General features: G+C 66.8%; 20 protein-coding genes. 6 read left to right on the top strand and 14 right to left on the bottom strand.

The genetic code is table 11. The features are described 5' to 3' along the window. Nucleotides 1-5 precede the first annotated feature (5 nt). From B0920_RS01970 to apbC, 4 genes are all read right to left on the bottom strand, one after another. Entirely contained in the window at nucleotides 6-2,540 is a 2,535-nt protein-coding gene (locus tag B0920_RS01970; protein ID WP_078030919.1) for a bifunctional diguanylate cyclase/phosphodiesterase, read from the bottom strand. 200 nt (nucleotides 2,541-2,740) lie between these two features. After that, entirely contained in the window at nucleotides 2,741-4,267 is a 1,527-nt protein-coding gene (locus tag B0920_RS01965; protein ID WP_078030918.1) for a GMC oxidoreductase, read from the bottom strand. Between the two features lie 141 nt (nucleotides 4,268-4,408). Next, a complete protein-coding gene (locus tag B0920_RS01960; protein WP_078030917.1) occupies nucleotides 4,409-5,428 on the bottom strand; it encodes an RNA methyltransferase in 1,020 nt (339 codons plus the stop codon). Further along, nucleotides 5,429-6,517, bottom strand: coding sequence for an iron-sulfur cluster carrier protein ApbC (gene apbC / locus B0920_RS01955; RefSeq protein WP_078030916.1), 1,089 nt, complete (start codon nucleotides 6,515-6,517; stop codon nucleotides 5,429-5,431). It lies immediately after the preceding gene. Between the two features lie 147 nt (nucleotides 6,518-6,664). Here apbC and metG point away from each other — a divergent pair, with 147 nt between their 5' ends. From metG to B0920_RS01925, 6 genes are all read left to right on the top strand, one after another. Then, nucleotides 6,665-8,833, top strand: a complete 2,169-nt coding sequence (metG, locus tag B0920_RS01950; protein WP_078030915.1) for a methionine--tRNA ligase — start codon at nucleotides 6,665-6,667, stop codon at nucleotides 8,831-8,833. Between the two features lie 319 nt (nucleotides 8,834-9,152). Then, on the top strand, nucleotides 9,153-10,469 hold the full coding sequence (locus B0920_RS01945; protein ID WP_078030914.1) for a hypothetical protein: 1,317 nt from the start codon (nucleotides 9,153-9,155) through the stop codon (nucleotides 10,467-10,469). A gap of 88 nt (nucleotides 10,470-10,557) precedes the next feature. Then, the gene (locus tag B0920_RS01940) at nucleotides 10,558-10,743 is read left to right on the top strand and encodes a DUF3460 family protein (protein ID WP_373887871.1); all 186 of its coding nucleotides are present in this window, start codon (nucleotides 10,558-10,560) and stop codon (nucleotides 10,741-10,743) included. A gap of 13 nt (nucleotides 10,744-10,756) precedes the next feature. Then, nucleotides 10,757-11,629 (top strand): ScpA family protein, encoded by an 873-nt coding sequence (locus tag B0920_RS01935; protein WP_078030912.1) that lies wholly within the window; start codon nucleotides 10,757-10,759, stop codon nucleotides 11,627-11,629. A gap of 29 nt (nucleotides 11,630-11,658) precedes the next feature. Beyond that, nucleotides 11,659-12,498 carry a pantoate--beta-alanine ligase gene (gene panC / locus B0920_RS01930; protein ID WP_078030911.1) on the top strand — a complete coding sequence of 280 codons (840 nt, stop codon included), beginning with the start codon at nucleotides 11,659-11,661 and terminating at the stop codon, nucleotides 12,496-12,498. Between the two features lie 105 nt (nucleotides 12,499-12,603). Continuing rightward, nucleotides 12,604-13,374, top strand: a complete 771-nt coding sequence (locus B0920_RS01925) for a flagellar brake protein (protein WP_078030910.1) — start codon at nucleotides 12,604-12,606, stop codon at nucleotides 13,372-13,374. A gap of 219 nt (nucleotides 13,375-13,593) precedes the next feature. Here B0920_RS01925 and B0920_RS01920 read toward each other — a convergent pair whose 3' ends face one another. The 10 genes from B0920_RS01920 to B0920_RS01875 form a co-directional block, all read right to left on the bottom strand. Continuing rightward, entirely contained in the window at nucleotides 13,594-14,802 is a 1,209-nt protein-coding gene (locus B0920_RS01920) for an EAL and HDOD domain-containing protein (RefSeq protein ID WP_078030909.1), read from the bottom strand. Nucleotides 14,803-14,868: 66 nt separating this feature from the next. Further along, on the bottom strand, nucleotides 14,869-15,507 hold the full coding sequence (gene cheZ / locus B0920_RS01915; RefSeq protein WP_078030908.1) for a protein phosphatase CheZ: 639 nt from the start codon (nucleotides 15,505-15,507) through the stop codon (nucleotides 14,869-14,871). Nucleotide 15,508: 1 nt separating this feature from the next. After that, a complete protein-coding gene (cheY, locus tag B0920_RS01910; protein ID WP_078030907.1) occupies nucleotides 15,509-15,907 on the bottom strand; it encodes a chemotaxis response regulator CheY in 399 nt (132 codons plus the stop codon). A 122-nt stretch (nucleotides 15,908-16,029) separates the two neighbouring features. After that, the gene (locus B0920_RS01905) at nucleotides 16,030-17,094 is read right to left on the bottom strand and encodes a chemotaxis response regulator protein-glutamate methylesterase (protein WP_078030906.1); all 1,065 of its coding nucleotides are present in this window, start codon (nucleotides 17,092-17,094) and stop codon (nucleotides 16,030-16,032) included. A 26-nt stretch (nucleotides 17,095-17,120) separates the two neighbouring features. Beyond that, the gene (cheD, locus tag B0920_RS01900) at nucleotides 17,121-17,711 is read right to left on the bottom strand and encodes a chemoreceptor glutamine deamidase CheD (RefSeq protein ID WP_078030905.1); all 591 of its coding nucleotides are present in this window, start codon (nucleotides 17,709-17,711) and stop codon (nucleotides 17,121-17,123) included. 17 nt (nucleotides 17,712-17,728) lie between these two features. Next, nucleotides 17,729-18,583 (bottom strand): CheR family methyltransferase, encoded by an 855-nt coding sequence (locus B0920_RS01895; RefSeq protein WP_078030904.1) that lies wholly within the window; start codon nucleotides 18,581-18,583, stop codon nucleotides 17,729-17,731. Nucleotides 18,584-18,664: 81 nt separating this feature from the next. Further along, nucleotides 18,665-19,168 carry a chemotaxis protein CheW gene (locus B0920_RS01890; protein WP_078030903.1) on the bottom strand — a complete coding sequence of 168 codons (504 nt, stop codon included), beginning with the start codon at nucleotides 19,166-19,168 and terminating at the stop codon, nucleotides 18,665-18,667. An 18-nt stretch (nucleotides 19,169-19,186) separates the two neighbouring features. Then, complete coding sequence (gene cheA / locus B0920_RS01885; protein ID WP_078030902.1) at nucleotides 19,187-21,367, bottom strand: chemotaxis protein CheA; 2,181 nt, start codon at nucleotides 21,365-21,367, stop codon at nucleotides 19,187-19,189. Nucleotides 21,368-21,403: 36 nt separating this feature from the next. Beyond that, complete coding sequence (locus B0920_RS01880; RefSeq protein WP_078030901.1) at nucleotides 21,404-21,769, bottom strand: response regulator; 366 nt, start codon at nucleotides 21,767-21,769, stop codon at nucleotides 21,404-21,406. A 62-nt stretch (nucleotides 21,770-21,831) separates the two neighbouring features. Continuing rightward, nucleotides 21,832-22,380 (bottom strand): chemotaxis protein, encoded by a 549-nt coding sequence (locus B0920_RS01875; protein ID WP_078030900.1) that lies wholly within the window; start codon nucleotides 22,378-22,380, stop codon nucleotides 21,832-21,834.

The raw sequence follows: 22,380 nt of genomic DNA, 5'->3' as shown, positions 1-22,380 counted from the left end.
GGATGTCAGGCGGTCAGCGCCGCCGCGGGCAAGGCCCGGGCCAGCAGCGCGGCGAGGTCGTCGGGCGCCAGCGGGCGCGCGAACAGATAACCCTGGGCGGCGTCGCAGCCCATGACGCACAGGTCGTCGAGCTGATCCTGGGTCTCGACCGATTCGGCGATCACCGACAGGCCGAGGCGGTGGGCCATGGCCACGATGGTCTGGGCGATCGCGAACGAGCGTCCCGGCGCGGCCGCGCCGGGCGTGGCCCTGCCGCCCAGCCGGCGCACGAACAGGCCGTCCATCTTGAGGATGTCCACCGGCAGCTCGCACAGGTAGTTCAGGCTCGAATAGCCGGTGCCGAAGTCGTCGATCGAGACCAGGACGCCGGCCTGGCGCAGGCGGTTCATCAGGGCGCTATTGGCGCCCAGGTCCTCGATCAGCATGCCCTCGGTGAGTTCGAGGTCGAGGCAGCGCGCCGGCATCCCGGTCTCGGCCAGGATGGCCAGCACGCGTCCGGCCAGGCCGGGCTCCTTGAGCTGGCGCGCCGACAGGTTGACCGCGGTCTTCAGCTCGGGCAGGCCGGAGGCGACCCAGGCCCGGTTTTGCAGGCAGGCGTTGCGCAGCACCCATTCGCCGATCGGCACGATCATGCCGGTCTCCTCGGCCAGCGGGATGAAGCGGCCAGGGTCGATCCGGCCGTAGACCGGGTGCTGCCAGCGCAGCAGGGCCTCGACCCCGACCACGCGCCGCGTGGCCAGGTCGACCTGGGGCTGGTATTCGAGGAACAGCTGGCCGCGCGCGAGCGCGTCGCGCAGGCCGTTCTTGAGGGCCAGGCGCTCGGAGGGAGGCTGGGCCTGCACGCCACGATAAAGCTGCACGCTGTTCTCGCCCCACTCCTTGGCGTGGCGCATGGCGAGGTCGGCGCGCTTGAGCAGCGCGTCCATGTCGCAGTCGGCGGCCGGATACAGGGCCACACCCACCGCCAGGCTGACGAAGCACTCGCGCCCGCCCACCACGATCGGCAACGCGAAGCGGTCGAGGATCTTTTCCGCCACCTGAAGGGCGTCGCCCTCGCCGCCCAGGTCTTCCAGCAGCGCGATGAACTCGTCGCCGCCCCAGCGCGCCACGGTGTCGCTGTCGCGCAGGCAGCGCCGGATCGCGGCCCCGGACTGGGCCAGCAGGGCGTCGCCGGCCTCGTAGCCGAGGGCGTCGTTGACTTCCTTGAAGCGGTTGATGTTCAGGAGCAGCAGCGCGATCGGGCGGCGGTTGCGGTTGGCGCGGTCCATGGCGTGGCGCAGGCGGTCGCGCAGCAGGCGCCGGTTGAGCAGGCCGGTGAGCTGGTCGCACTGGGCGCCGTCGAGCATGCGCGCCAGGCTGGCGCCCATGTCGCGCGGGTCGTGCGCAGACGCGGGCGCGGGCTGGCGCTGGTCCTCGCCGTGGCAGACCACCCGGTTGCGGCCCAGCGACTTGGCGAGGTACAGGGCCTCGTCGGCGCGCACGATCGCCTGGGCCACCGGCTCGCCCAGCCGGTACTCGGCCACGCCGACCGACACGGTCAGGGTGATCGCGCCCCCGCCCTCGCCTTCCATGCAGCGCAGGCCGGCGATCACGCCGCGCACCCGCTCGGCCAGCAGCACCGCGTCCGGCGCCGGGGTCTCGGGCAGCATCAGCATGAACTCCTCGCCGCCATAGCGTCCGAAGGCGTCGGTGCCGCGGATCTGCCCCTGCACCGCCTGCGCGAACTCGCGCAGCACGGTGTCGCCGGCGGCGTGGCCATAGGTGTCGTTGATGCGCTTGAAGAAGTCGATGTCGAACAGGCACAGGCAGAAGCTGCGGCCATTGCGGTCGCTGCGCTCCTTCTCCTTGTCGATCAGGCCGAGCAGGAAGCGGCGGTTATGGCTGCCGGTGAGCTCGTCGCGGATCGCCAGTTCGTTGATGGTGCTCAGGGCCTGCTGCAGCTTGACGAAGCCCTCGGTCTTGGTCAGCTCGAACAGCAGCACGAAGACCAGCACCACCACGTACAGGCCGATGTCGCACACCAGGTGCAGCAGGGCCATGTCGGCCTGCGGCCGCGGCGGCAGGGCCAGCCCCGACACCTGGGCGCCGTAGATCGCCGCCGCGCTGGCGCAGCTCATCGTCAGCCAGAACACGGCGCTCGGCACCCCGCCCAGGAACATGGCCACCACCGGCCCGGTGATCAGCCAGCTGGCGGTGGGCGCCGTGATCCCGCCCAGGTGCCAGGTGAGCCAGGAGAAGTTGAAGAACAGCGCGCACAGGAACAGTTCGCGCGCGGCCACGATGCTGCCGGTGGCGCGCAGCACGGCCGGCGCCAGCAGCATGCACGCGCAGCACAGCAGGATCTCGAGCGCCGCCAGGTGCAGGCCGAGCAGCCAGTAGGCGAGCGCGTACAGCGGCCCGGCGGTGGCGGCCATCACGGCGGCGTTCACCACGTTCCCGGCGCGCGCCGTCGTCGCCGCATCCTGCTGCAGCGTCGCTGGAATGAAGCGGTGCACGCAGGACAGGTAGCGCCCGCCCCACCGCATGCTGTCGTTCTTCATCTCGCTCCCGTCCCGAACCCTGGCGCCCGGAAAGACGCCCCGAGGACCGAGTGTAGACAGGGAATTTCTTGACGACTTTAATTCCGAACAGAAAGCGGCCGGAAAAACGCGCCCTTCGGGTTCCGGCCGCGCCCAGCGTTGTAGGTGGTGTTCGTTCTGAACTCGTTTGAGGCAACTCAAGCGCCGGCGCCGGTATTCGACTAGGCGCGGGCTTGCCGAAGATGGCTTCCCAGGCGCTGTCCGAGCGCGCAGATGCTGAGCGAGGGATTGACGTTGCCGGCCGTGGCGAACACCGAGCCGTCGCCGACCCAGACGTTGTCCAGGCCGAACACCTTGCCGTCGCGGTCGACCACGCCCTCGCGAATGCTGGCCCCCATTCGCGCCGTGCCCAGGTGGTGGGCGGCCGACGCGGCGCTCTCGGCCCAGCGTTCGAGCGGATCGGCGCGCAGGCCGCGCACCTCGCGGTGCCCGCGCAGGCTGGCCATGAGCAGCGCGTGATAGGCGCCGAACAGGGCCAGGTCGCGCTCGCCCAGGCACCAGTCGACCCGCGCCAGCGGCAGGCCGTACTCGTCGCGGGCATGCGCCGACAGGCTGACCCGGCTGTCGGGATTGGGCAGCTGCTCGGTCATGAAGAACAGGTCGCCGTAGGCCGACTTCAGGCGCAGCGGCATCAGCTGCTGGGCGATGCGCCACAGGATATAGGGATGGCGCAGCAGCGCCGCCACGTGGGCCAGGCGCAGGTCGCGCGGGTCGCGCAGCCCGAGGAAGGACATCAGGGGCCGGTTCGGCACCGGGCGCGCGCTGTAGCCCTGGCGCACGAACACCGCATGGTTGGGCAGGCCCAGGCTGGACTGCACGTCGCCGCGCAGCAGGAAACCGGGGAAGGCCAGCAGCGCCTGCCGCCCATCGGCGCCGGCCGGGCGGCTGGCCGGCGCGGCGAAGGGCCGCTCGAACACCACCTGGGACAGGTAGCCGACCGGATGGTCGACCAGGTTGCGCCCCAGCCACCAGGACGCGGGCGGCGCGCCCTCCTGGGCCAGGGTGTTGAGCAGCAGGCGCGGGGTCTCGAGCGCGCCGGCGGCCAGCACGAAGCGCCTGGCCTCGACCCGCAGGCGGCGCCCGCCGCTGCCCGCTTCCAGCGCCAGGGCGCGTCCGTGACGCAACACCAGCCGCAGCGCGGTGGCATGGTAGACGCAGCGCAGCAGCGCGCGCGCGCACCAGTCGGCGAGCAAGGCCTTGCCGCGCACGGGCGCGGGCCGGTAGCGGTAGGTCTTGGCATCGAACACGTCGGTGTCGCGCATGGCCGTGCTGCCGGGACCGGGCGCCTCCTGCGGGCCCTCGCCGCCGCACAGGAAGTCGAGCGCCAGCGCATACCAGGGCGCCAGTTCGGCGCGCTGAAGCGGCCAGCCGCTATGGGGGATGTAGTCGCGGGCGCGGAAATCGGCCTCGTCGAGCGGCGCGCAGACGCCGTGCCAGAAATTGGTGCCGCCGCCCACCTCCAGGCCGCGGCTGGTGGCGATGCCGAAGGGGCGGCCGATGTTCTCGATGCGCACCGCGGGAGGATCGCGGCGCGCCAGGTGCAGCGGCCCGGCCTCGACCAGCAGCACGTCGCGCCGGCTCCGGACCAAGGCGTGGGCCACCGAGAGCGCGCCCATGCCGCTGCCGACGATGCAGACGTCGGTCTGTAGGGTGCTGCCCGGCGCGAGCGTTCTGCCGTCGATGAGCATGGTGCAGAAAGGAGGAAGTGGAAGCTGCCTCCAGATGTATCACGTCGCCCCGGCCCGGCTCCTGCGCAAACCGGAGTCCGCGCACATTTGTGCGCTCAAGGGGAGCGATGGCGCGGCGGCGCCGCAACGGCGCCCGCGGCGCTAGGCGGGATGCACCGCGATGGTGCGTGCGGCGCGGGCGCGCAACTGGCCGCAGCCGCCGTCCACGTCCTGGCCCGCCGAATCGCGCAGCTTGGTGAGGATGCCGCGCGCGTGCAGGCCGGCGGCGATGGCCCTGGCCTTGTCCCAGTCCGGACGGCGGAAGGCCAGCTCGGGCACACTGTTATAGGGAATCATGTTGAGCACGGCGTACTTCCCGCGCAGCAGTTCGACGATGCCGTCGAGTTCCGCCTGGCCGTCGTTGACGCCATCCAGCAGGGTCCACTGGTACTGGATCGGATAGCCGCTCAGGCGCGCGTAGCGCTCGCCCTCCTCCACCAGCTCGCGCGGGCTCAGGCGCGGGGCGCGCGGCAGCAGGCGCGTCCGCAGCTCCGGGTCGACCGTGTGCAGCGAGATCGCCAGCGCCGGCTTGACCGCGCCCTGTCCCAGGCGCTCGAAGGCGCGCGGGTCGCCCACCGTGGAGAACACCAGGTTCTTGTGCGCGATATTGCCTTCCACGCCGAGCAGCTCGATCGCCTCCAGCACGTTGTCGAGGTTGTGCGCGGGCTCGCCCATGCCCATGAACACCACTTTCTTCACCGGGCGGCGGCGCCGCGCCAGCACCACCTGGGCCACGATCTCGCCGCTCGTCACCTGGCGCAGCAGGCCGTCGCGCCCGGTCATGCAGAACTGGCAGCCGACCGCGCAGCCGACCTGGCTCGAGACGCACACGCCATCGCGCGGCAGCAGCACGGATTCCACCGCCTGGCCGTCCTGCAGCCCGACCAGCAGGCGCGCCGAGCCGTCCTCGGCCGGATGCTCGCTCAGCAGCCGCGCCATGCCCGCGAGCTCGGCGTCGAGCGCGGGCAAGGCCTCGCGCACTGGCTTGGGCAGGTAGTCGGCCGGCCGCCGCCGGCCGCGCTCGTGGGGCGCGGCCTGGACCCAGTCGCGCAGCACGCGGCGCTCGTGCTCGGGCAGCGCGCCCAGCGCCCGCAGGCGCTCGCGGATCGCCTGGATGCGCACTTAGTCGTTCTTGACCACGATGCTGGGGAATTTGGCGCTCATGTCCTTGGCCTTTTCCGCCACCTTGACCGCGATGCGGCGTGCGATCTCTTTATACACGGCGGCCACCGGGCCTTCCGGATCGGCCACCACGGTGGGGCGGCCGGAATCGGTCTGCTCGCGGATCGCCATGGTCAGCGGCAGCGCGCCCAGGAAATCGACCCCGAAGTCGGCGCACATCTTGGCGCCGCCCCCCTGGCCGAAGATGTGCTCGACGTGGCCGCACTTGGAGCAGACGTGGGTCGCCATGTTCTCGACCACGCCCAGGATCGGGATGCCGACCTTCTCGAACATCTTGAGGCCCTTGCGCGCGTCCAGCAGGGCGATGTCCTGCGGCGTGGTGACGATGACCGCGCCGGTGACCGGCACCTTCTGCGACAGGGTCAGCTGGATGTCACCGGTGCCCGGCGGCATGTCGACGATCAGGTAGTCCAGCTCGCGCCAGTTGGTCTGCTCCAGCAGTTGCTGGAGGGCGCCGGTCACCATCGGACCGCGCCAGACCATGGGCTCGTCCGGGTCGATCATGAAGCCGATCGAGGAGACCTGCACGCCGTGGTTCTCGAGCGGCTCCATGGTCTTGCCGTCCAGGCTTTCCGGACGGGCGTTAATGCCCAGCATCATCGGCTGGGAAGGGCCGTAGATGTCGGCGTCCAGCACCCCGACGCTGGCGCCCTCGGCCGCCAGGGCCAGGGCCAGGTTGACCGCGGTGGTCGACTTGCCGACCCCGCCCTTGCCCGAAGCGACGGCGATGATGTTCTTCACGTTCGGCATCACCTTCAGGCCGCGCTGGACCGCGTGCGAGACGATCTTGCTATAGACCCTGGCGCTCACCTTGCCGGCGCCCGGCAGGGCCTGGACCGCCGCCACCACCTGGTCGCGGATGCCGGCGATCTGGCTGGCCGCCGGATAGCCCAGCTCGATCTCGAAGGCGATGTCGGAATTGCTAATTTGAATATTCTTGACGGATTTGGAGGCGACGAAATCTTTCTGGGTGTTAGGATCGATGACCGCAGACAGGGCAGCCTTGACGTCGTTCTCAGTGATGCTCATGGTTTTCTCCAATGTAATGGCCGGAAGTGTAGCGCAAAACCGCCTTTCAGCTCTTGTCGCTTTGGCAAAACGGGGCTATACCCCCTGCGCGTGCAGGGCCATCCGCTGTTAAAATGCTTCTTTTCATATAACCCGAGCGTTTCGACCATGACCCGCAAGCTGTTCGTCACCACCGCCCTGCCCTACGCCAACGCAGCCTTCCATATCGGCCACATGATGGAATACATCCAGGCCGACATCTGGGTCCGCTTCCAGCGAATGCAGCGCGAGGCGGACGGCGCCCAGCGCCAGGTGCACTTCGTGTGCGCCGACGACACCCACGGCACCCCGATCATGATCGCGGCAGAGAAGGAAGGCATCACGCCCCAGGAGTTCGTGGCCAAGATCGCCGCCGGCCGCCCGCAATACCTGAACGGCTTCCACATCGCCTTCGACAACTGGTATTCGACGGATTCTCCGGAAAACGTCGAACTGTCGCAGGGCATCTACCGCAAGCTGCGTGATGCCGGCCTGATCGTCACCCGCACGGTCGACCGCTTCTACGACCCGGTCAAGGGCATGTTCCTGGCCGACCGCAACATCAAGGGCGAGTGCCCGGTCTGCCACGCCAAGGACCAGTACGGCGACAACTGCGAAGTCTGCGGCGCGGCCTACCAGCCGACCGAGCTGATCAACCCGTTCTCGGTCTTCACCGGCTCGACCCCGGTCCTGAAACCCTCGGAGCAGTATTTCTTCAAGCTGTCCGACCCGCGCTGCTTCTCCTTCCTGAAGGAGTGGCTGAACACCCCGGGCCGGCTGCAGCCCGAGATGGTCAACAAGGTCTCGGAATGGCTGGGCGAAGCGGGCGAGAAGCTGGCCGACTGGGACATCTCGCGCGACGCGCCCTATTTCGGCATTCCGATTCCGGACGCGCCGGGCAAGTTCTTCTACGTCTGGCTGGACGCGCCGGTCGGCTACCTGGCCTCGCTCAAGAACTATTTCGACAAGCAGGGCATGGACTTCGAGGCCTTCCTGAACGACCCGGCCGCCGAGCAGATCCACTTCATCGGCAAGGACATCGTGTCCTTCCACCTGCTGTTCTGGCCGGCGATGCTGAATTTCTCGGGCCACCCGATCATCGACAGGCTGAAGGTCGCGGTGCACGGCCACCTGACCGTCAACAATGAAAAGATGTCCAAGTCGCGCGGCACCGGCATCTCGCCGCTGCGCTACCTGGAGCTGGGCATGAACCCGGAATGGCTGCGCTACTACCTGGCCTTCAAGCTCAACGCCCGGGTCGAGGACCTGGACTTCAACGGCGAAGACTTCGTGGCCCGCGTGAACAGCGACCTGATCGGCAAGTACGTGAACATCGCCAGCCGCTGCGCCGGCTTCATCGCCAAGAAGTTCGACGGCAAGCTGGCCGACACCCTCTCGGACAATGCCAAGAGCTGGATCTGCAAGGCCTTGATGAGCGAAGGCAGCGAGCGCCAGGCCCTGATCGCCGCCCACTTCGAGGCGCGCGAGTATGGCAAGGCGGTGCGCGAGATCATGGAGATCGCCGACGTCACCAACCAGTACGTGGACGAGAACAAGCCCTGGATCCTGGCCAAGGACGAGAGCAAGACCGCCGAGCTGCACGACGTCTGCACCACCGCCCTGATCCTGTTCCGCCAGCTGACCATCATGCTGTCGCCGGTGCTGCCGCAGGTGGCTGCGCGCGTGACCGAGTTCCTGGGCGAGAGCGAGCTGTCCTGGGCCGACACCCACGGCGCGGCGGTCTACGAGACCATGCTGGGCCGCACCATCGGCGTCTACAGCCACCTGATGCAGCGCGTGGATGCGAAGATGGTCGAGAACCTGTTCGACAAGCCGGCCGCGCCGGCGGCTGCTCCCGCCGCTGCTGCCGCCGGTTCTGTCGCCACCTCTGCCGCCGGCTCTGCCGCTGCCGAGGCCGTCTCTTCGGCCGGCGCGGGCGGGATCGAGGAACTGGCGCCGGACATCTCGATCGACGATTTCACCAAGATCGACCTGCGGGTGGCGAAGATCGTCAACTGCGAGCACGTGGAAGGCTCGACCAAGCTGCTGCGCCTGACCCTGGACGTGGGCGAAGGACGCCATCGCAACGTGTTCTCGGGCATCAAGTCGGCCTACCAGCCGGAAGACCTGATCGGCAAGCTGACCGTGCTGGTGGCCAACCTGGCGCCGCGCAAGATGAAGTTCGGCGTGTCCGAGGGCATGGTGCTGTGCGCCTCGGCGGCGGACGAGAAGGAAAATCCGGGGCTGTACCTGCTGGATCCGATGCCGGGGGCGATGCCGGGGATGCGGATTCGCTGATTGCTGCTTCGTACGCATGCTTCAGCGGCGTGCAAGCAAACTTGGGTTCCGGCCTTCGCCGGAACGACGTTTCAATTGCTGGCGTCCAGAATGAGTTTCGCAGTCCGCTGCCTCAAAACCGTCGTTCCAGCGAAGGCCGGAACCCAAGTTCGCACCGCAGCCTCTAGCGCATCCCTCCCCCGATAACGCCCAAGCTGCCCACCGGCAAAATCAACTCTGCCCCCCACCGGCAGCGTTATAATGACCTGTTTTCTGAAACGCACGGCCCGGCGCCAGCGCCCGGGGCCCCTTCAGACCAACCAGATAGGTAGCTAATAATATGACCGAACTCACCCCCCTCCGCCACATCCCGACCGCCAACGTGTTCCGCAAGGGCGACGTCTTCGTCCTGTTCGGCGAACTGTTCGGCCGCGGCTATGTGAACGGCCTGATCGACGAGGCCCGCGCCGCCGGCATGAGCATCGTGGGCATCACCGTCGGCCGCCGTGACGAAGGCGGCGCCCTGCGCGCCTTGACCGCCGAGGAACTGGCCGAAGCGGAAGAAAAACTGGGCGGCCGCATCATCAACGTGCCCCTGATGGCCGGCTTCGACATGGACGCCCCGGAAGGCGAACAGAACCCGACCGAGATGCTCTCCGGGATCACCCTGAAGAGCTGGCAGGAAGACAAGCTGGACTGGGAAAAGATCGAGCGCTGCCGCGAAGCCGGCGTGCGCCGCTTCACCAGCTCGGCCGCCACCGTCATGGCCGAGATCGACAAGCTGGTCCCGGAAGGCGCCAACGTCTTCTTCGCCCACACCATGGCCGGCGGCATCCCCAAGATCAAGGCCTTCCTGGCCATCGCCAACCGCATCTACAAGGGCCGCGGCGAGCGCTTCATGTCCTCGCGCGCCCTGCTCGACAGCGACCTGGGCAAGCTGATCCTGATGAACTTCGACGAAGTGACCGCCAACACGCTCAAGTACCTGATCGACGCCTCCGCGCCGATCCGCGAGCGCGTGACCAAGGCCGGCGGCGAAGTGCGCTACACCGCCTACGGCTACCACGGCACCGAGATCCTGATCGGCGGCGACTACACCTGGCAGACCTACACCAACTACACCCAGGGCTACGCCAAGATGCGCCTGGAATCGATCGCGCAGGCGGCCTGGAAGCAAGGCGTGTGGGCGACCGTGTTCAACTGCCCGGAAATCCGCACCAATTCCTCCGACATCTTCGTCGGCGTCGAGCTGTCCCTGTTCCCGCTGCTGTCCGCGCTCAAGCGCGAAGGCGGCGGCGCCTGGGCCAACGAGCAATGGCGCATCTGCGAATCGCTGCTGAACGAGGGCGTGTCGCTGCAGTCGATCATCGACACCATCGAGCGCTACAACAACGACGCCACCAGCGCCCACTTCCGCAACTTCGAGGCCTGGCCGATGGACAATACCCCGGCCCTGGCCGATGTCATGATCGGCACCTCCGAGGAAATCACCGCCCTGCACAAGGACAAGAAGGCCCTGATCACCGATCACCTGTCGAGCCTGGTGCTGGAAGGCGCCGGACCGCTGATGTTCCATGGCGCGTCGGAGAAAATCGCCCCGGTGCTGTGGCTCAGCCACGACATCATCGCCCGCCAGCTCAACGCGCTGCACAATTAAGCTTGACGGCGGACCGGCGGGGCAGAAGAATCTGCCCCGGTTTGTTTAATTCTCTCTTAGTACCATGATCTTCTCGAAAAAACACTCGATGTACGAATCGGAGCACACCAAGTTCATCAAGGAGCTGAAGCAACAGCTGCCGGGCATGGAAGAGCGCCAGGTAGCCGGCCGCTCCCTGCTGTGGGACAAGGCCCCGCTGTCGCTGGAAGAACAGAAGCGCATCCAGGAATCGCGCCTGCGCCAGCAGGCCTACCCTTACCAGACCAAGGTCTGAGCCAGGCGCGCCGATGCTGCCCGAGCAGGCCGAGCAGGCTCCGCCGGCCGACCTGATACCGGCGTCGAGCGAGGCCCTGCCACCCGATGTCGGCGCCGACGGCGCCGACAATGCGATCGCGCGCCTGTACGGCGAGCCGCTGACGCGCCTGCCGAACGACCTCTACATCCCGCCGGACGCGCTCGAAGTCTTCCTCGAAGCCTTCGAAGGTCCGCTCGACCTGCTGCTCTACCTGATCCGCAAGCAGAACTTCAACATCCTGGACATCCCGATGGCCCAGGTGACCCTGCAATACCTGAAGTACGTCGAGCAGATCCGCGCCCACAACCTGGAGCTGGCGGCCGAGTACCTCCTGATGGCGGCCATGCTCATCGAGATCAAGTCGCGCATGCTGCTGCCGCGCCGCCAGGACGAGCTGGTCGAGGACGTGGGCGATCCGCGCGCCGAGCTGGTGCGCCGCCTGCTGGACTACGAGCAGATCAAGACCGCCGCCGTGCAACTCGGGAACCTGCCCCAGGAAGGCCGCGATTTCCTGCGTCCCCAGCTGGTCGTCGAGCAGGGCCTGGCCCCGGTCTGGCCCGACGTGGACCCCTGGGACCTGCAGCGCGCCTGGCTCGATGTCCTGCGCCGCGCCAAGCTGACCCAGCACCACCGCATCAGCCGCCAGGAACTGTCGGTGCGCGAGCACATGTCGGCCATCCTGCGCACCCTGCAGTCGCAGCGCTTCGTCGAGTTTTCCGAGCTGTTCGCGGGCCAGCACGGTGTTCCCATTGTGGTAGTACACTTTGTCGCCATGCTCGAACTGGCGAAAGAAACCCTGATCGAAATCACCCAGGCCGAACCGTTTGCGCCGATCTACGTGCGCCTGGCCTATTCGCCGGCCTGAGCGGCCGGTACCTCACCTTTTGACTCACCATGAAAATCATTTCTTCCGTTGACGAATTGCGCGACCAGTTGCGCGGCCAGCTGCGCACCGCCTTCGTGCCGACGATGGGCAACCTGCATGAAGGCCATCTGTCGCTGATGCGCCTGGCGCGCCGCCACGGCGACCCGGTGGTCGCCTCGATCTTCGTCAACCGCCTCCAGTTCGGCCCCAACGAGGACTTCGACAAGTACCCGCGCACCTTCCAGGCCGACGTCGAGAAGCTGGAAAAGGAAGGCGTCTACGTGCTGTTCGCGCCGACCGAGAAGGACATGTACCCGGAGCCCCAGGAATACCGGGTGCGCCCGCCGGACGGCCTGGGCAATACCCTGGAAGGCGAGTTCCGCCCCGGCTTCTTCGAGGGCGTGTGCACGGTCGTGACCAAGCTGTTCTCCTGCGTGCAGCCGCGCGTGGCCGTGTTCGGCAAGAAGGATTACCAGCAGCTCATGATCGTCCGTAACATGGCGCGCCAGTTCGCCCTGCCGACCGAGATCATCGGCGCCGAGACCTTCCGCGCCGAGGACGGCCTGGCCCTGTCCTCGCGCAACGGCTACCTGTCCGCCACCGAGCGCGCCGAAGCCCCGGCCCTGTACCGCGGCCTGAACGCCGTGGCCGAGGCGGTGCGCGGCGGCGACCGCGACATCGGCGCCGTCGAGGGACGCGCCATGGCCGAGCTGGCCGCGCGCGGCTGGCAGCCCGACTACGTCTCGGTGCGCAAGCGCGCCGACCTGCAGGCGCCCTCGGGCGAGGACCTGGAGCGCGGCGAAGCCCTGGTGGTGCTGGCCGCCGCCAAGCTGGGCGCGACGCGCCTGATCGACAACCTCGAAATCTGATGTGAGCGATAGCAAAGGATTATCGAGTCTTGCGCAATTGCAACGTTTTCAGTTCGGGGTTATAGTAGTACTGACCGTACCGACACTCACGCCCCAGGACCCGCCGTGAACGTACCCGCAGCCAGCATCGCCCGCAAGGGCCCGCCCAAACCCACCGATGCGGTCAGCCGCATCGGCGCCAATGTCGAGCCGCACGAGATGCGCGACCCCTTCGATATCGGGGAAGCGCTGACCACCCTGGCCGAACGTGGCGACGCCGTCACCGTCTACCCTGCCGGGTGGATCGAGGGCTTGCTGGCCCGGATCGAGTCGGTCGATCCGGAGCTGCCGCATTTCGTCTTCGACTTCACCGGCAGCGAATTGCCGCCGCCGGGCAAGGCCACCTTCGTGGCCTCGATCGGCGGCAACGCCAAGCTGCAGTTCGAGATGGAGCGCGAGTGGCAGCCCATGCCGGGCAATCCCTTCCACGTGCATGCCGAGTTCCCGGACAGCTGCCTGGTGCTCAACCGCCGCGCCCAGCGCCGCATCGAGACGCCGGTGGGGGTCAACTACACCGCCAGTTTCGGCCTGGGCGGGCGCAGCTACGAGCTGCCGCTCTACGATTTCTCGCAGGGTGGCGTGGGGCTGCGCGGGACGCCGGAGCAGTGCATGGGGCTATCGGTCGGGAAGAAGATCGAGGGCGCGCGCCTCGAGCTCGGGCCGGCGCTGACCCTGGTGGCGGATCTCGAGGTGAGGCTGCTCAGGCCGTTCAGGACCTTCCTGCTGGGCGAGCAGGTGCAGATCGGCTGCAGTTTCGCGAGTATTTCGATGCAGATGCAGGAGACGCTGGAGCGGTTTGTGACCAGTGGGGTGCCGGAGAGGCGGGCGGTGCGCTGAGGGTTGCTGGTCTGGTCGTGCGGCTGTTCTTCTGTTTGCGACTTCGGACGGGAACTTGGATCCCGGCCTGCGCCGGGATGACGTACTAGTGCAGCGTGAGCAAAACTGCACCTGCACTACTCTGCGTTAGCCCAAAAACCGTCATTCCCGACACTGTCGGAAATGACTCCCGGCGAAGGCCGGGATCCAAGTTTGCCAGCAAACCTCCAGCTTAAAACCTCAAGCCGCCACACTCTGCGCCCACGCCAGCGCCGACAAGTGCGCCTTGTTGACCTCGAGCGGACTGATATCCAGCGCCTGCGCCAGCGACGCCACCAGGCTGGAATTGAGCTCGCAAGCCTCCGCCAGCGCCAGGCAAGGCCCATACCGCCCTTCCCGCCCCAGCAGCGCCTTCACCACTTCGTCCGGCAAGGGAATCGTCTCCAGCACCTCTTCCATCGGCAGCCCGAGCAAACGGTCCAGCAGCGAGAACATGCCCGCCACGAACAGCTGCTCGCCCTCCCCGCGCCCCAGCCGCATCTGGCCCAGCAGTTCGGTCAGGCGTCCTCGCACCACGGCGGTTTCCATCAGCACCGGCGAATAGCCGCTCTGGCTGGCCGTGGCCAGCAGCAGCACCAGCCAGCGGTACAGCGGCGCATAACCCATCAGGGCGATCGCCTGGCGCAGCGACTGCACCTCGCGCCCCGCGCCGAAACCGGCCGAATTGATGAAGCGCAGCAGCTTGTAGGTCAGCGCCGGATCGCGCTTGAGCACGTCCTCGATGCGCGGCACGTCCTCGTTGTTCTGCACCATCTGCATCAGCTGCAGGATCACGCTCTGGGTCGGGTTCATGCCCTTGACCGGATTGCCCGGACGCGGCGTCAGGTGCAGCTTGCCCACGAAGGCGTCCAGGCCGAGCGCGGCGCAGGCGTCGTAGTCGGCCCAGGTGGCTACCGGCCGCCCCACCATGCGCATCGCCGAATGCTTGGCGGCGGCGTAGGTGCGCGCCTGCTCGGCCACGGCGGCGCCGGTGAAGCGCACCTCGACGTAGGAGGCATAGGGCGAGAGATTGCGCGACAGCAGGTTGAGGTCGGCGCCGCGGATCGACACCCCGACCCCGCCCGCGCGCACGCCCTGGACGGCGGCGCGCACGTCGAGGTCGGTCAGGTGGCGGATGTCGAGGGTGAGCACGGTGCGCTCGGGCGGCAGCGCGTGCAGCGCGTCGGTCGAGAGCATGGCCGGGACCGCGTCCAGGAACAGGAGCTTGTCGCGCAGCAGCCAGCCCTGCTCGGGGTGCTGCACGTGCTCGGCCACGAAGCCGACCAGGTCTTCGAGCTGGCGGTCGCTGATGGCGGCGTCGCCGTGCCGCTGCCAGGACAGCTCGTAGCCGATGACGCGCTGCTTCGGATCGAGCAGCGGTTCACGGACGATGAAATGGGTCTGATGCATGGTGGCGCCGTGATGGGTTGAACGAAGGTGTGTCTACCCGGTGAAACAAGGATGCGCGGCGCGCGCTCAGAATCCGAGGCTGTCGAGCAGGTCGTCGACCTGGCCCTGGTCGGCCACGACCTCGCTGTTGCCCTCGGGCTTGATCTGCGGACCGTTGAGCAGGCCATTGTCCAGCTCGCGCTTGATCTCGCTCGGCGCGAAGTCGATCAGGACCTGCACCAGTTGCTTTTCGAGGTTTTGCGCGATGTTCGTGATGCGGCCGATCACCTGGCCGGTCAGGTCCTGGAAGTCCTGGGCCATCATGATGTTCATCAGCTCGGTGCGGGTGGCGACCGCGCCGGCGCGCGACTCTTCGAGCGCGCCCACGGTGCGGGTGGCCAGCTCGCGCCAGGCCGCTTCGCTCGCGCCATTGTCCAGCAGCGCCTGCCAGCTGGCCGAGAGTTCGGCCGAACGGGTCTCGATCGCGTCCTGCAGCGGCGCGGCCGTGTCGGTCGCGTCCAGCACCTTCTTGGCGGCCTGTTCCGACAGGCGCGCGACGTAATCGAGACGGTCGCGCGCGTCGGGAATGTCGCTGGCGGCTTTTTCGATCAGCTTGTCCAGACCGAGCCCGCGCAGGTTCTCGTGGAGCGCGCGGGTCATGTGTCCGATCCGGCTCAAGACCTCTTCATGAGATGCCTGGGCCTGCTCGGCTTGAGGCTCAAGCATTTCAGGCTCCGCTCTTCTCGAGTTTCTCGAAGATCTTGTTCAGCTTCTCGTCCAGGGTGGCGGCCGTGAACGGCTTGACCACGTAGCCGCTGGCGCCGGCCTGGGCCGCGGCGATGATGTTTTCCTTCTTCGCTTCCGCAGTCACCATCAGCACCGGCAGCTTGGCCAGCGCGGGATCGGCACGGATGTTCTGCAGCATGGTCAGGCCGTCCATGTTCGGCATGTTCCAGTCCGACACCACGAAGTCGAATTGTTCGCTGCGCAGCTTGGCGAGCGCCATCACGCCATCTTCAGCCTCGTCGACGTTGGCGTAACCCAGTTCCTTCAACAGATTCCGGACAATGCGTCGCATCGTCGAGAAATCGTCAACAACCAAAAAACGCATCTTTGGATCAGCCATGAATTACTCCGTTTGAATCTTTTTAATCTGGTTAGATGGTGAGCGCTGCAATCTGCAGCCTCAAGAATAGCATTTTTGTTGCTCTACGGCGATAAAATGGTCTCTGAAGCACCGTATACGGATCAAACGCGCAACGCCCGGCTGCCCTGCGCGGCCAGGTGCTCGAGCACCATGCGCGGCAGCGCCTGCAAAGGACCCACGTCGTGGGCGGCGCCGATCGCGATCGCCTCGCGCGGCATGCCGAACACGACCGAAGTCGCCTCGTCCTGGGCGAAGTTGTGGGCCCCGGCCTGGCGCATTTCCAGCATGCCCTGCGCACCGTCCTTGCCCATGCCGGTGAGGATAACACCAACCGCGTTCTTGCCGGCTGCCTGTGCGGCGGAGCGGAACAGCACGTCCACCGAAGGACGGTGACGGTTCACCGGCGGGCTTTGCTCGATCCGGGTCATGTAGTTGGCGCCGGAACGGGTCAGCAGCAGGTGCGAATGCCCAGGAGCAATATAAGCATGGCCGGGCAGCACCCGCTCGTTGCCCTGGGACTCGACCACGCTGATCTTGCACAGCGAATCGAGGCGCTTGGCGAAGGACGAGGTGAAGCCTTCCGGCATGTGCTGGGCGATCAGGATGCCCGGGCAGTCCGAGGGCATCTGCATCAGGAATTCGCGGATCGCCTCGGTGCCGCCGGTGGAGGCGCCGATGATGATCAGTTTTTCCGACGAGATCAGGGGGCTGCGCAGGGCCGACAGCGGCACGCTGGGCGTGCTCGCGTGCACGCTGCGCGGCGCGATGCGGGCGCGCGAGGCGCCCCGGATCTTGTCCGCGATCAATTCGGCATACTCGCGCATCCCGGTCTGGATCGAGATCTTGGGCTTGGTCACGAAGTCGACGGCGCCCAGTTCCAGCGCCCGCATCGTGATTTCCGAACCGCGCTCGGTCAGCGAGGACACCATCAGCACCGGCATCGGGCGCAGGCGCATCAGCTTCTCGAGGAAGTCGAGGCCGTCCATCTTGGGCATCTCGACGTCCAGGGTCAGCACATCGGGGTTGTGCTTCTTGATCAGTTCTCGCGCGACGAGCGGATCGGGTGCGGTGGCGACCACTTCCATGTCGGGCTGGGAGTTGACGATTTCGCTCATCACGCTGCGGATCAGCGCGGAGTCGTCGACAATCAGCACCTTTGTCTTCATTGTTCTTCCCTTTCAGGTCTGCCGGCTCAGAACAGGTCGATGTCGCCGCCGACCGGTTCGACCTTGAGTCGCTTGGCGTAATCGAGCTCGCGCTTGGCCAGCGTGTCGTTTTGGGTTTGCATCAGCTTCTTCACCAGCACCTTGCCGGTCTTGGGGAAGAAGTACACCTTGCGTGGATAGATGTCGTTCAGGTCCTCGGCCAGCACCGGGATGCGCTCGGTCTTGAGGAACTGCTGCACGAAGGCGGCGTTGCGCTCGCCCACGTTCATGGCCGAGAAGCCGCGCAGCACGGCGCCGCCGCCGAACACCTTGGCTTCCAGGTGCTCGCGCCGCGCGCCGGCCTTGAGCAGGTCGTTGATCAGTACTTCCATGGCGAAGGTCCCGTAGCGCATCGAGGCCGAGACCGGGCCGGAATCGCCGCCGTCGGGCAGCATGAAGTGGTTCATGCCGCCCAGGCCGCTCATGCGGTCGCGGATGCAGGCCGATACGCAGGAGCCGAGCACGGTCACGATCAGCATGTTCTTGCCGGTGTAGTAGTACTCGCCCGGCAGGATCTTCGCGGCTTCGACGTCGAAGGTGCGGTCGTAGTAGACGTTGGTGGCGAACTGGCTATTCATGGCGATGACGTGCGGCTTCAGGCACTGCGTTGGTCCAGCTCGTAGACGGTCTTGCCGCGCAGGCGCAGCGAGTCCGAGACGTACAGGAAGTTTTCGGAATGGCCCGCGAACAGCAGCGCGTGCGGCTTCATCAGCGGCACGAAGCGGCTCAGGATCTTGCGCTGGGTCGCCTTGTCGAAGTAGATCATCACATTGCGGCAGAAGATCGCGTCGAAGGGGCCGTCCACCGGCCAGCCGTCGGCCAGCAGGTTGAGCTGGCGGAAGCTCACCAGCTGGCGCAGCTCGGGACGCACCCGCGCCATGCCCTCGTGGTTGCCCTTCCCCTTCAGGAAGAAGCGGCGCAGGCGCTCGGGCGCCATCTTGTCGACCCGCTCCATCGGGTAGACCCCGTTGGCGCCGGTGGCCAGCACGTTGGTGTCGATGTCGGTGGCGATCACCTGCACCGGCGGGGTGAGCGTGTTGAAGGCCTCGCAGGCCGTCATCGCGATCGAATACGGCTCCTCGCCGGTGGAGGCGGCCGAGCACCAGATGGTGAGCGGCCCGCCGCCCTGGCGCTTGAGCTGGAGCAGGTGCTCGGCCAGCAGCGGGAAGTGGTGGGCCTCGCGGAAGAAGGAGGTCAGGTTGGTGGTCAGCGCGTTGGTGAAGGATTCCCACTCGCTGGTCATGCGCCCGGCTTCCAGGTCGTCGAGGTAGCGCCCGAAGGACTGGATGCCGGTGGCGCGCAGACGCCGCGCCAGCCGGCTGTAGACCATCTCCTGCTTGCTGTCGGCCAGCGAGATGCCGGCGCGCTGGTAGATCAGCGCGCGCACCCGCTCGAAGTCACGCCGGGTGAACTCGAACTCCTTGACCGTTTCTGCTTTCTGCTGCGGCACTTGCCCTGCCCTTTACACTCGTTGTTTCCCGGCGCGCCGGGCTTGCCGTGCCGGCTGCCGCAGGCGCGGCAGCCCAGACCATCAGGCGGCCATCTTGTCGATCAGGCCCATCTCGCTGGAGGACATCAGCTTGTCGATGTCGACCAGGATCAGCATGCGCTCGTCCACGGTGCCCAGGCCGATCATGTACTGCGAATCGAAGGCGGTGCCCATTTCCGGGGCCGGCTTGATCTGGTCCGGGCTCAGGGTCGTCACGTCGGAGACACTGTCCACCACCATGCCCATGATGCGGCCGCCGATGTTCAGGATGATGACCACGGTGAACTGATCGTACACCGGGTTGCCCAGCTTGAACTTGATGCGCATGTCCACCACCGGGATGATGATGCCACGCAGGTTGATCACGCCCTTGATGAATTCGGGGGCATTGGCGATGCGGGTCACGGCTTCGTAGCCGCGGATCTCCTGCACCTTGAGGATATCGATGCCGTATTCCTCGGCGCCCAGCTTGAATGCCAGGAATTCGCGGCCGGCGCCGTCGCGTGCGATCCCGTCAGCCGTTTGGGTGGTCGGTACAGTAGACATATTCAGGTCCTATGCTTGTCAAAATTGTTGTGAAACGACGGGATCGTCGGCCAGTTGACGCGAGGAGCGCACCAGCGCGCCCACGTCGAGGATCAGGGCGACGCCGCCGTCGCCCATGATGGTGGCGCCGGAGATCCCGGCCACCTTGCGGTAATTCGCTTCCAGGTTCTTGACCACCACCTGCTGCTGGCCCACCAGCTCGTCCACGAACAGGGCCGCCTTGCGGCCCTCGGTCTCGAGGATGACCACGATGCCCTGGGTCGGATCCAGGTGGCGCGGGGTGATCTCGAACATCTGGTACAGCGGGATCAGGGGCAGGTATTCGCCGCGCACCTTGAGCACCCGGCCGCGGCCCGCGATGTCCTTGATGTCGGCGGCCGCCGGCTGCAGCGACTCGACCACGAAGGACAGCGGCAGGATGTAGATCTCTTCGCCGCAGCGGATCGACATGCCGTCCAGGATGGCCAGGGTGAGCGGCAGCGAGATCGAGATCGTGGTGCCGAAGCCGCGCGCCGAACGGATGTCGACCGTGCCGCCCATGGCGGTGATGTTGCGCTTGACCACGTCCATGCCGACCCCGCGGCCGGAGACGTCGGTCACCTGCTCGGCGGTCGAGAAGCCCGGGGCGAAGATCAGCTGCCAGACTTCCTCGTCGCTCATGTTCTCGGACACGGCCAGCCCGTTCTGGGCGGCCTTGGCCAGGATGCGCTCGCGATTCAGCCCGCCGCCGTCGTCGGCCACCTCGATCACGATGTGGCCGCCCTGGTGGCCGGCCGACAGGAACAGGCGACCTGCTTCCGACTTGCCGGCCGCAACCCGCGCCGCCGGCATCTCGATGCCGTGGTCGATCGAGTTGCGCACCAGGTGGGTGAGCGGATCGACGATGCGTTCGATCAGGCCCTTGTCCAGTTCCGTCGCCGCGCCGTGGGTGATGAAGTCGACCTTCTTGCCCAGCTTGGAGGCCAGGTCGCGCACCATGCGCGGGAAGCGCGAGAACACGAAGTCCATCGGCATCATGCGGATCGACATCACGGCTTCCTGCAGCTCGCGGGTGTTGCGGCCCAGCTGGCTCACCGAGGACAGCAGGCGCTCGTGCAGGATCGGGTCGAGCGCATGGCTGCGCTGCTCGAGCATGGCGTTGGTGATCACCAGCTCGCCGATCAGGTTGATCAGCTGGTCGACCTTCTCGACCGACACCCGGATCGAGGAGGATTCGCCGTGGGCGTCCTTCTTCTCATCCTTGCGGGCTGCCTTCTCGGCCTTCTTCTCGGCCGCGACTTCGGAAATCTCGAGCGGCTCCGGGCGCGCGGCCGGCAGCGGCGCTTCCGGCGGCGTGTCCTTGATCCCGGCCAGGGCGCGGATCTGTTCGATCGGCTGGAAGAAGCCGTAGCCGCGGTCTTCGTCCGACTCTTCCTGGCTGGGGGCGTCGAAGTCGTCGTCCGGGCCGAAGAAGCCGTAGCCCTGCTGGTCCTCGATGCGCTTGCGCTCGGCCGCCTCGATGGCGCGCTGCTCCGGCGTCAGGGCCGGGGCCTCGAAGATCCTGAGGTCGTCCGGATTGAGCACGAAGGAGCAGATCGCGATGATGTCGTCCAGGCTCTCGTGGGTGGTGATGACCAGGGCCGTGCGGCCGCCGTCGAGCGGGGTCACCGAGACCCGGCCCATCAGGCCCAGTTCGTCGACCAGGGCGTTGATGTCGCGCTGGGCCACTTCCGGCAGTTCGATCTTGTAGCGGTGCGCCCCCTCGGCCTGGTGCTGGACCTTGGCTTCAAGGGTCAGGAAGGACGGCGCCACCACCGGCGCGTGCGGCACCAGGCCCTCGGCCAGGTCGTGCAGCACCATGCGCACGTTGGCCACGGCTTCCTGGTCGACGCTGGCGCCATGGCGGTGGCCGTCGAGCTGCATCTTGAGGCTGTCCTTGGCCGCCAGGAAGGCGTCCACGTGGTTCGAGGTCAGCGCCATCTCGCCCTTGCGGATGCGGTCCAGCAGCGACTCCAGCACGTGGGTCACTTCGCTCATGTCGGTCAGGCCGAAGGTCGATGCCCCGCCCTTCACCGAATGCGCGGTGCGGAAGATCGCGTTCAGGTCTTCCGGGTCGGGCGAATCGACGTCGACGCCCAGCAGCAGCCGCTCCATTTCGGCGAGCAGTTCCTCTGCTTCGTCGAAAAAGACCTGGTAAAACTGGCTGATGTCGATCGTCATGATTCAGTCCGGTCGGTTTGGCCGTGCATCATCGCATCAGCCGATCACTTTCTTGACCACCTCGATCAGGCGCTGCGGATCGAAGGGCTTGACCAGCCAGCCATTGGCGCCGGCGGCGCGGCCCTTGGCCTTCATCTCGTCGGACGATTCGGTGGTCAGCATCAGGATGGGGGTCTTGGCGTAGGCCGGCAGGGTGCGCAGGGTCTTGATCAGCGCCAGGCCGTCCATGCGCGGCATGTTCTGGTCGGTCAGCACCAGATCCACGGCCTGCTGCTTCGCCTTGTCGAGGCCGTCCTGGCCGTCGACGGCTTCCACCACGTTGTAGCCAGCCGCCTTCAGGCTGAAGGCCACCATCTGGCGCAGCGAACTGGAATCGTCGACCGCGAGAATCGTTTTTGCCATCTTATGCTCCTGCTGTTTTATGTCCGGTTGGTCCGGTTGAATGTGTTTCCGTTCGGGGCGACTCAGAACAGCTCGATGTCGCCGCTTTCAAGGTGCCGCTGCTCGACCGACTTGCGCAGCATGCTGCGCAGTTCGAGCGACTGGATCGCCAGCGCCATGCTGACCTTGCCCAGCCGTTCCACGATCTCGTCGCTGTCGGTCTCCGGCGCGATGTCCGCCCCGTGCTCGCTGAGCGTGCCGAGGAAGTCGCGCAGGCCGGCCACGCGCTTGAGCGTGCGCTCGATCAGCTGGCTGGTCATGTCCTGGAACTGCATGCTGGTGATGGCCGAGTTCACGTGCCGGCCGATCTCGCCCGACATGGCCGACAGCTTCTCGCTGTCCTCCAGGCTGGGCGTGCCGCCGGCCAGCAGGCGGTCGATGGTCTCCTGGCGCGCGCCGACCGCCGAGTGGATCGCCATGAAGCTGCTGGTCAGCTTGTCGATGGCTTCCTCGAGCAGCAGTTCGGTCTGCAGCAGGTCGGTCTCGACCTCGTTCAAATGCCTGCGGCCGTGCATCGACACGCCCGACAGCAGGCGCTTCACATGCGATCCCAGTATCTTTTTTCTTGTCAT

Source organism: Massilia sp. KIM (assembly GCF_002007115.1).
Taxonomy (GTDB): domain Bacteria; phylum Pseudomonadota; class Gammaproteobacteria; order Burkholderiales; family Burkholderiaceae_D; genus Telluria.
Note: the sequence above shows the minus strand (reverse complement) of the source record. Positions and strands in the feature narration are given on the sequence as shown.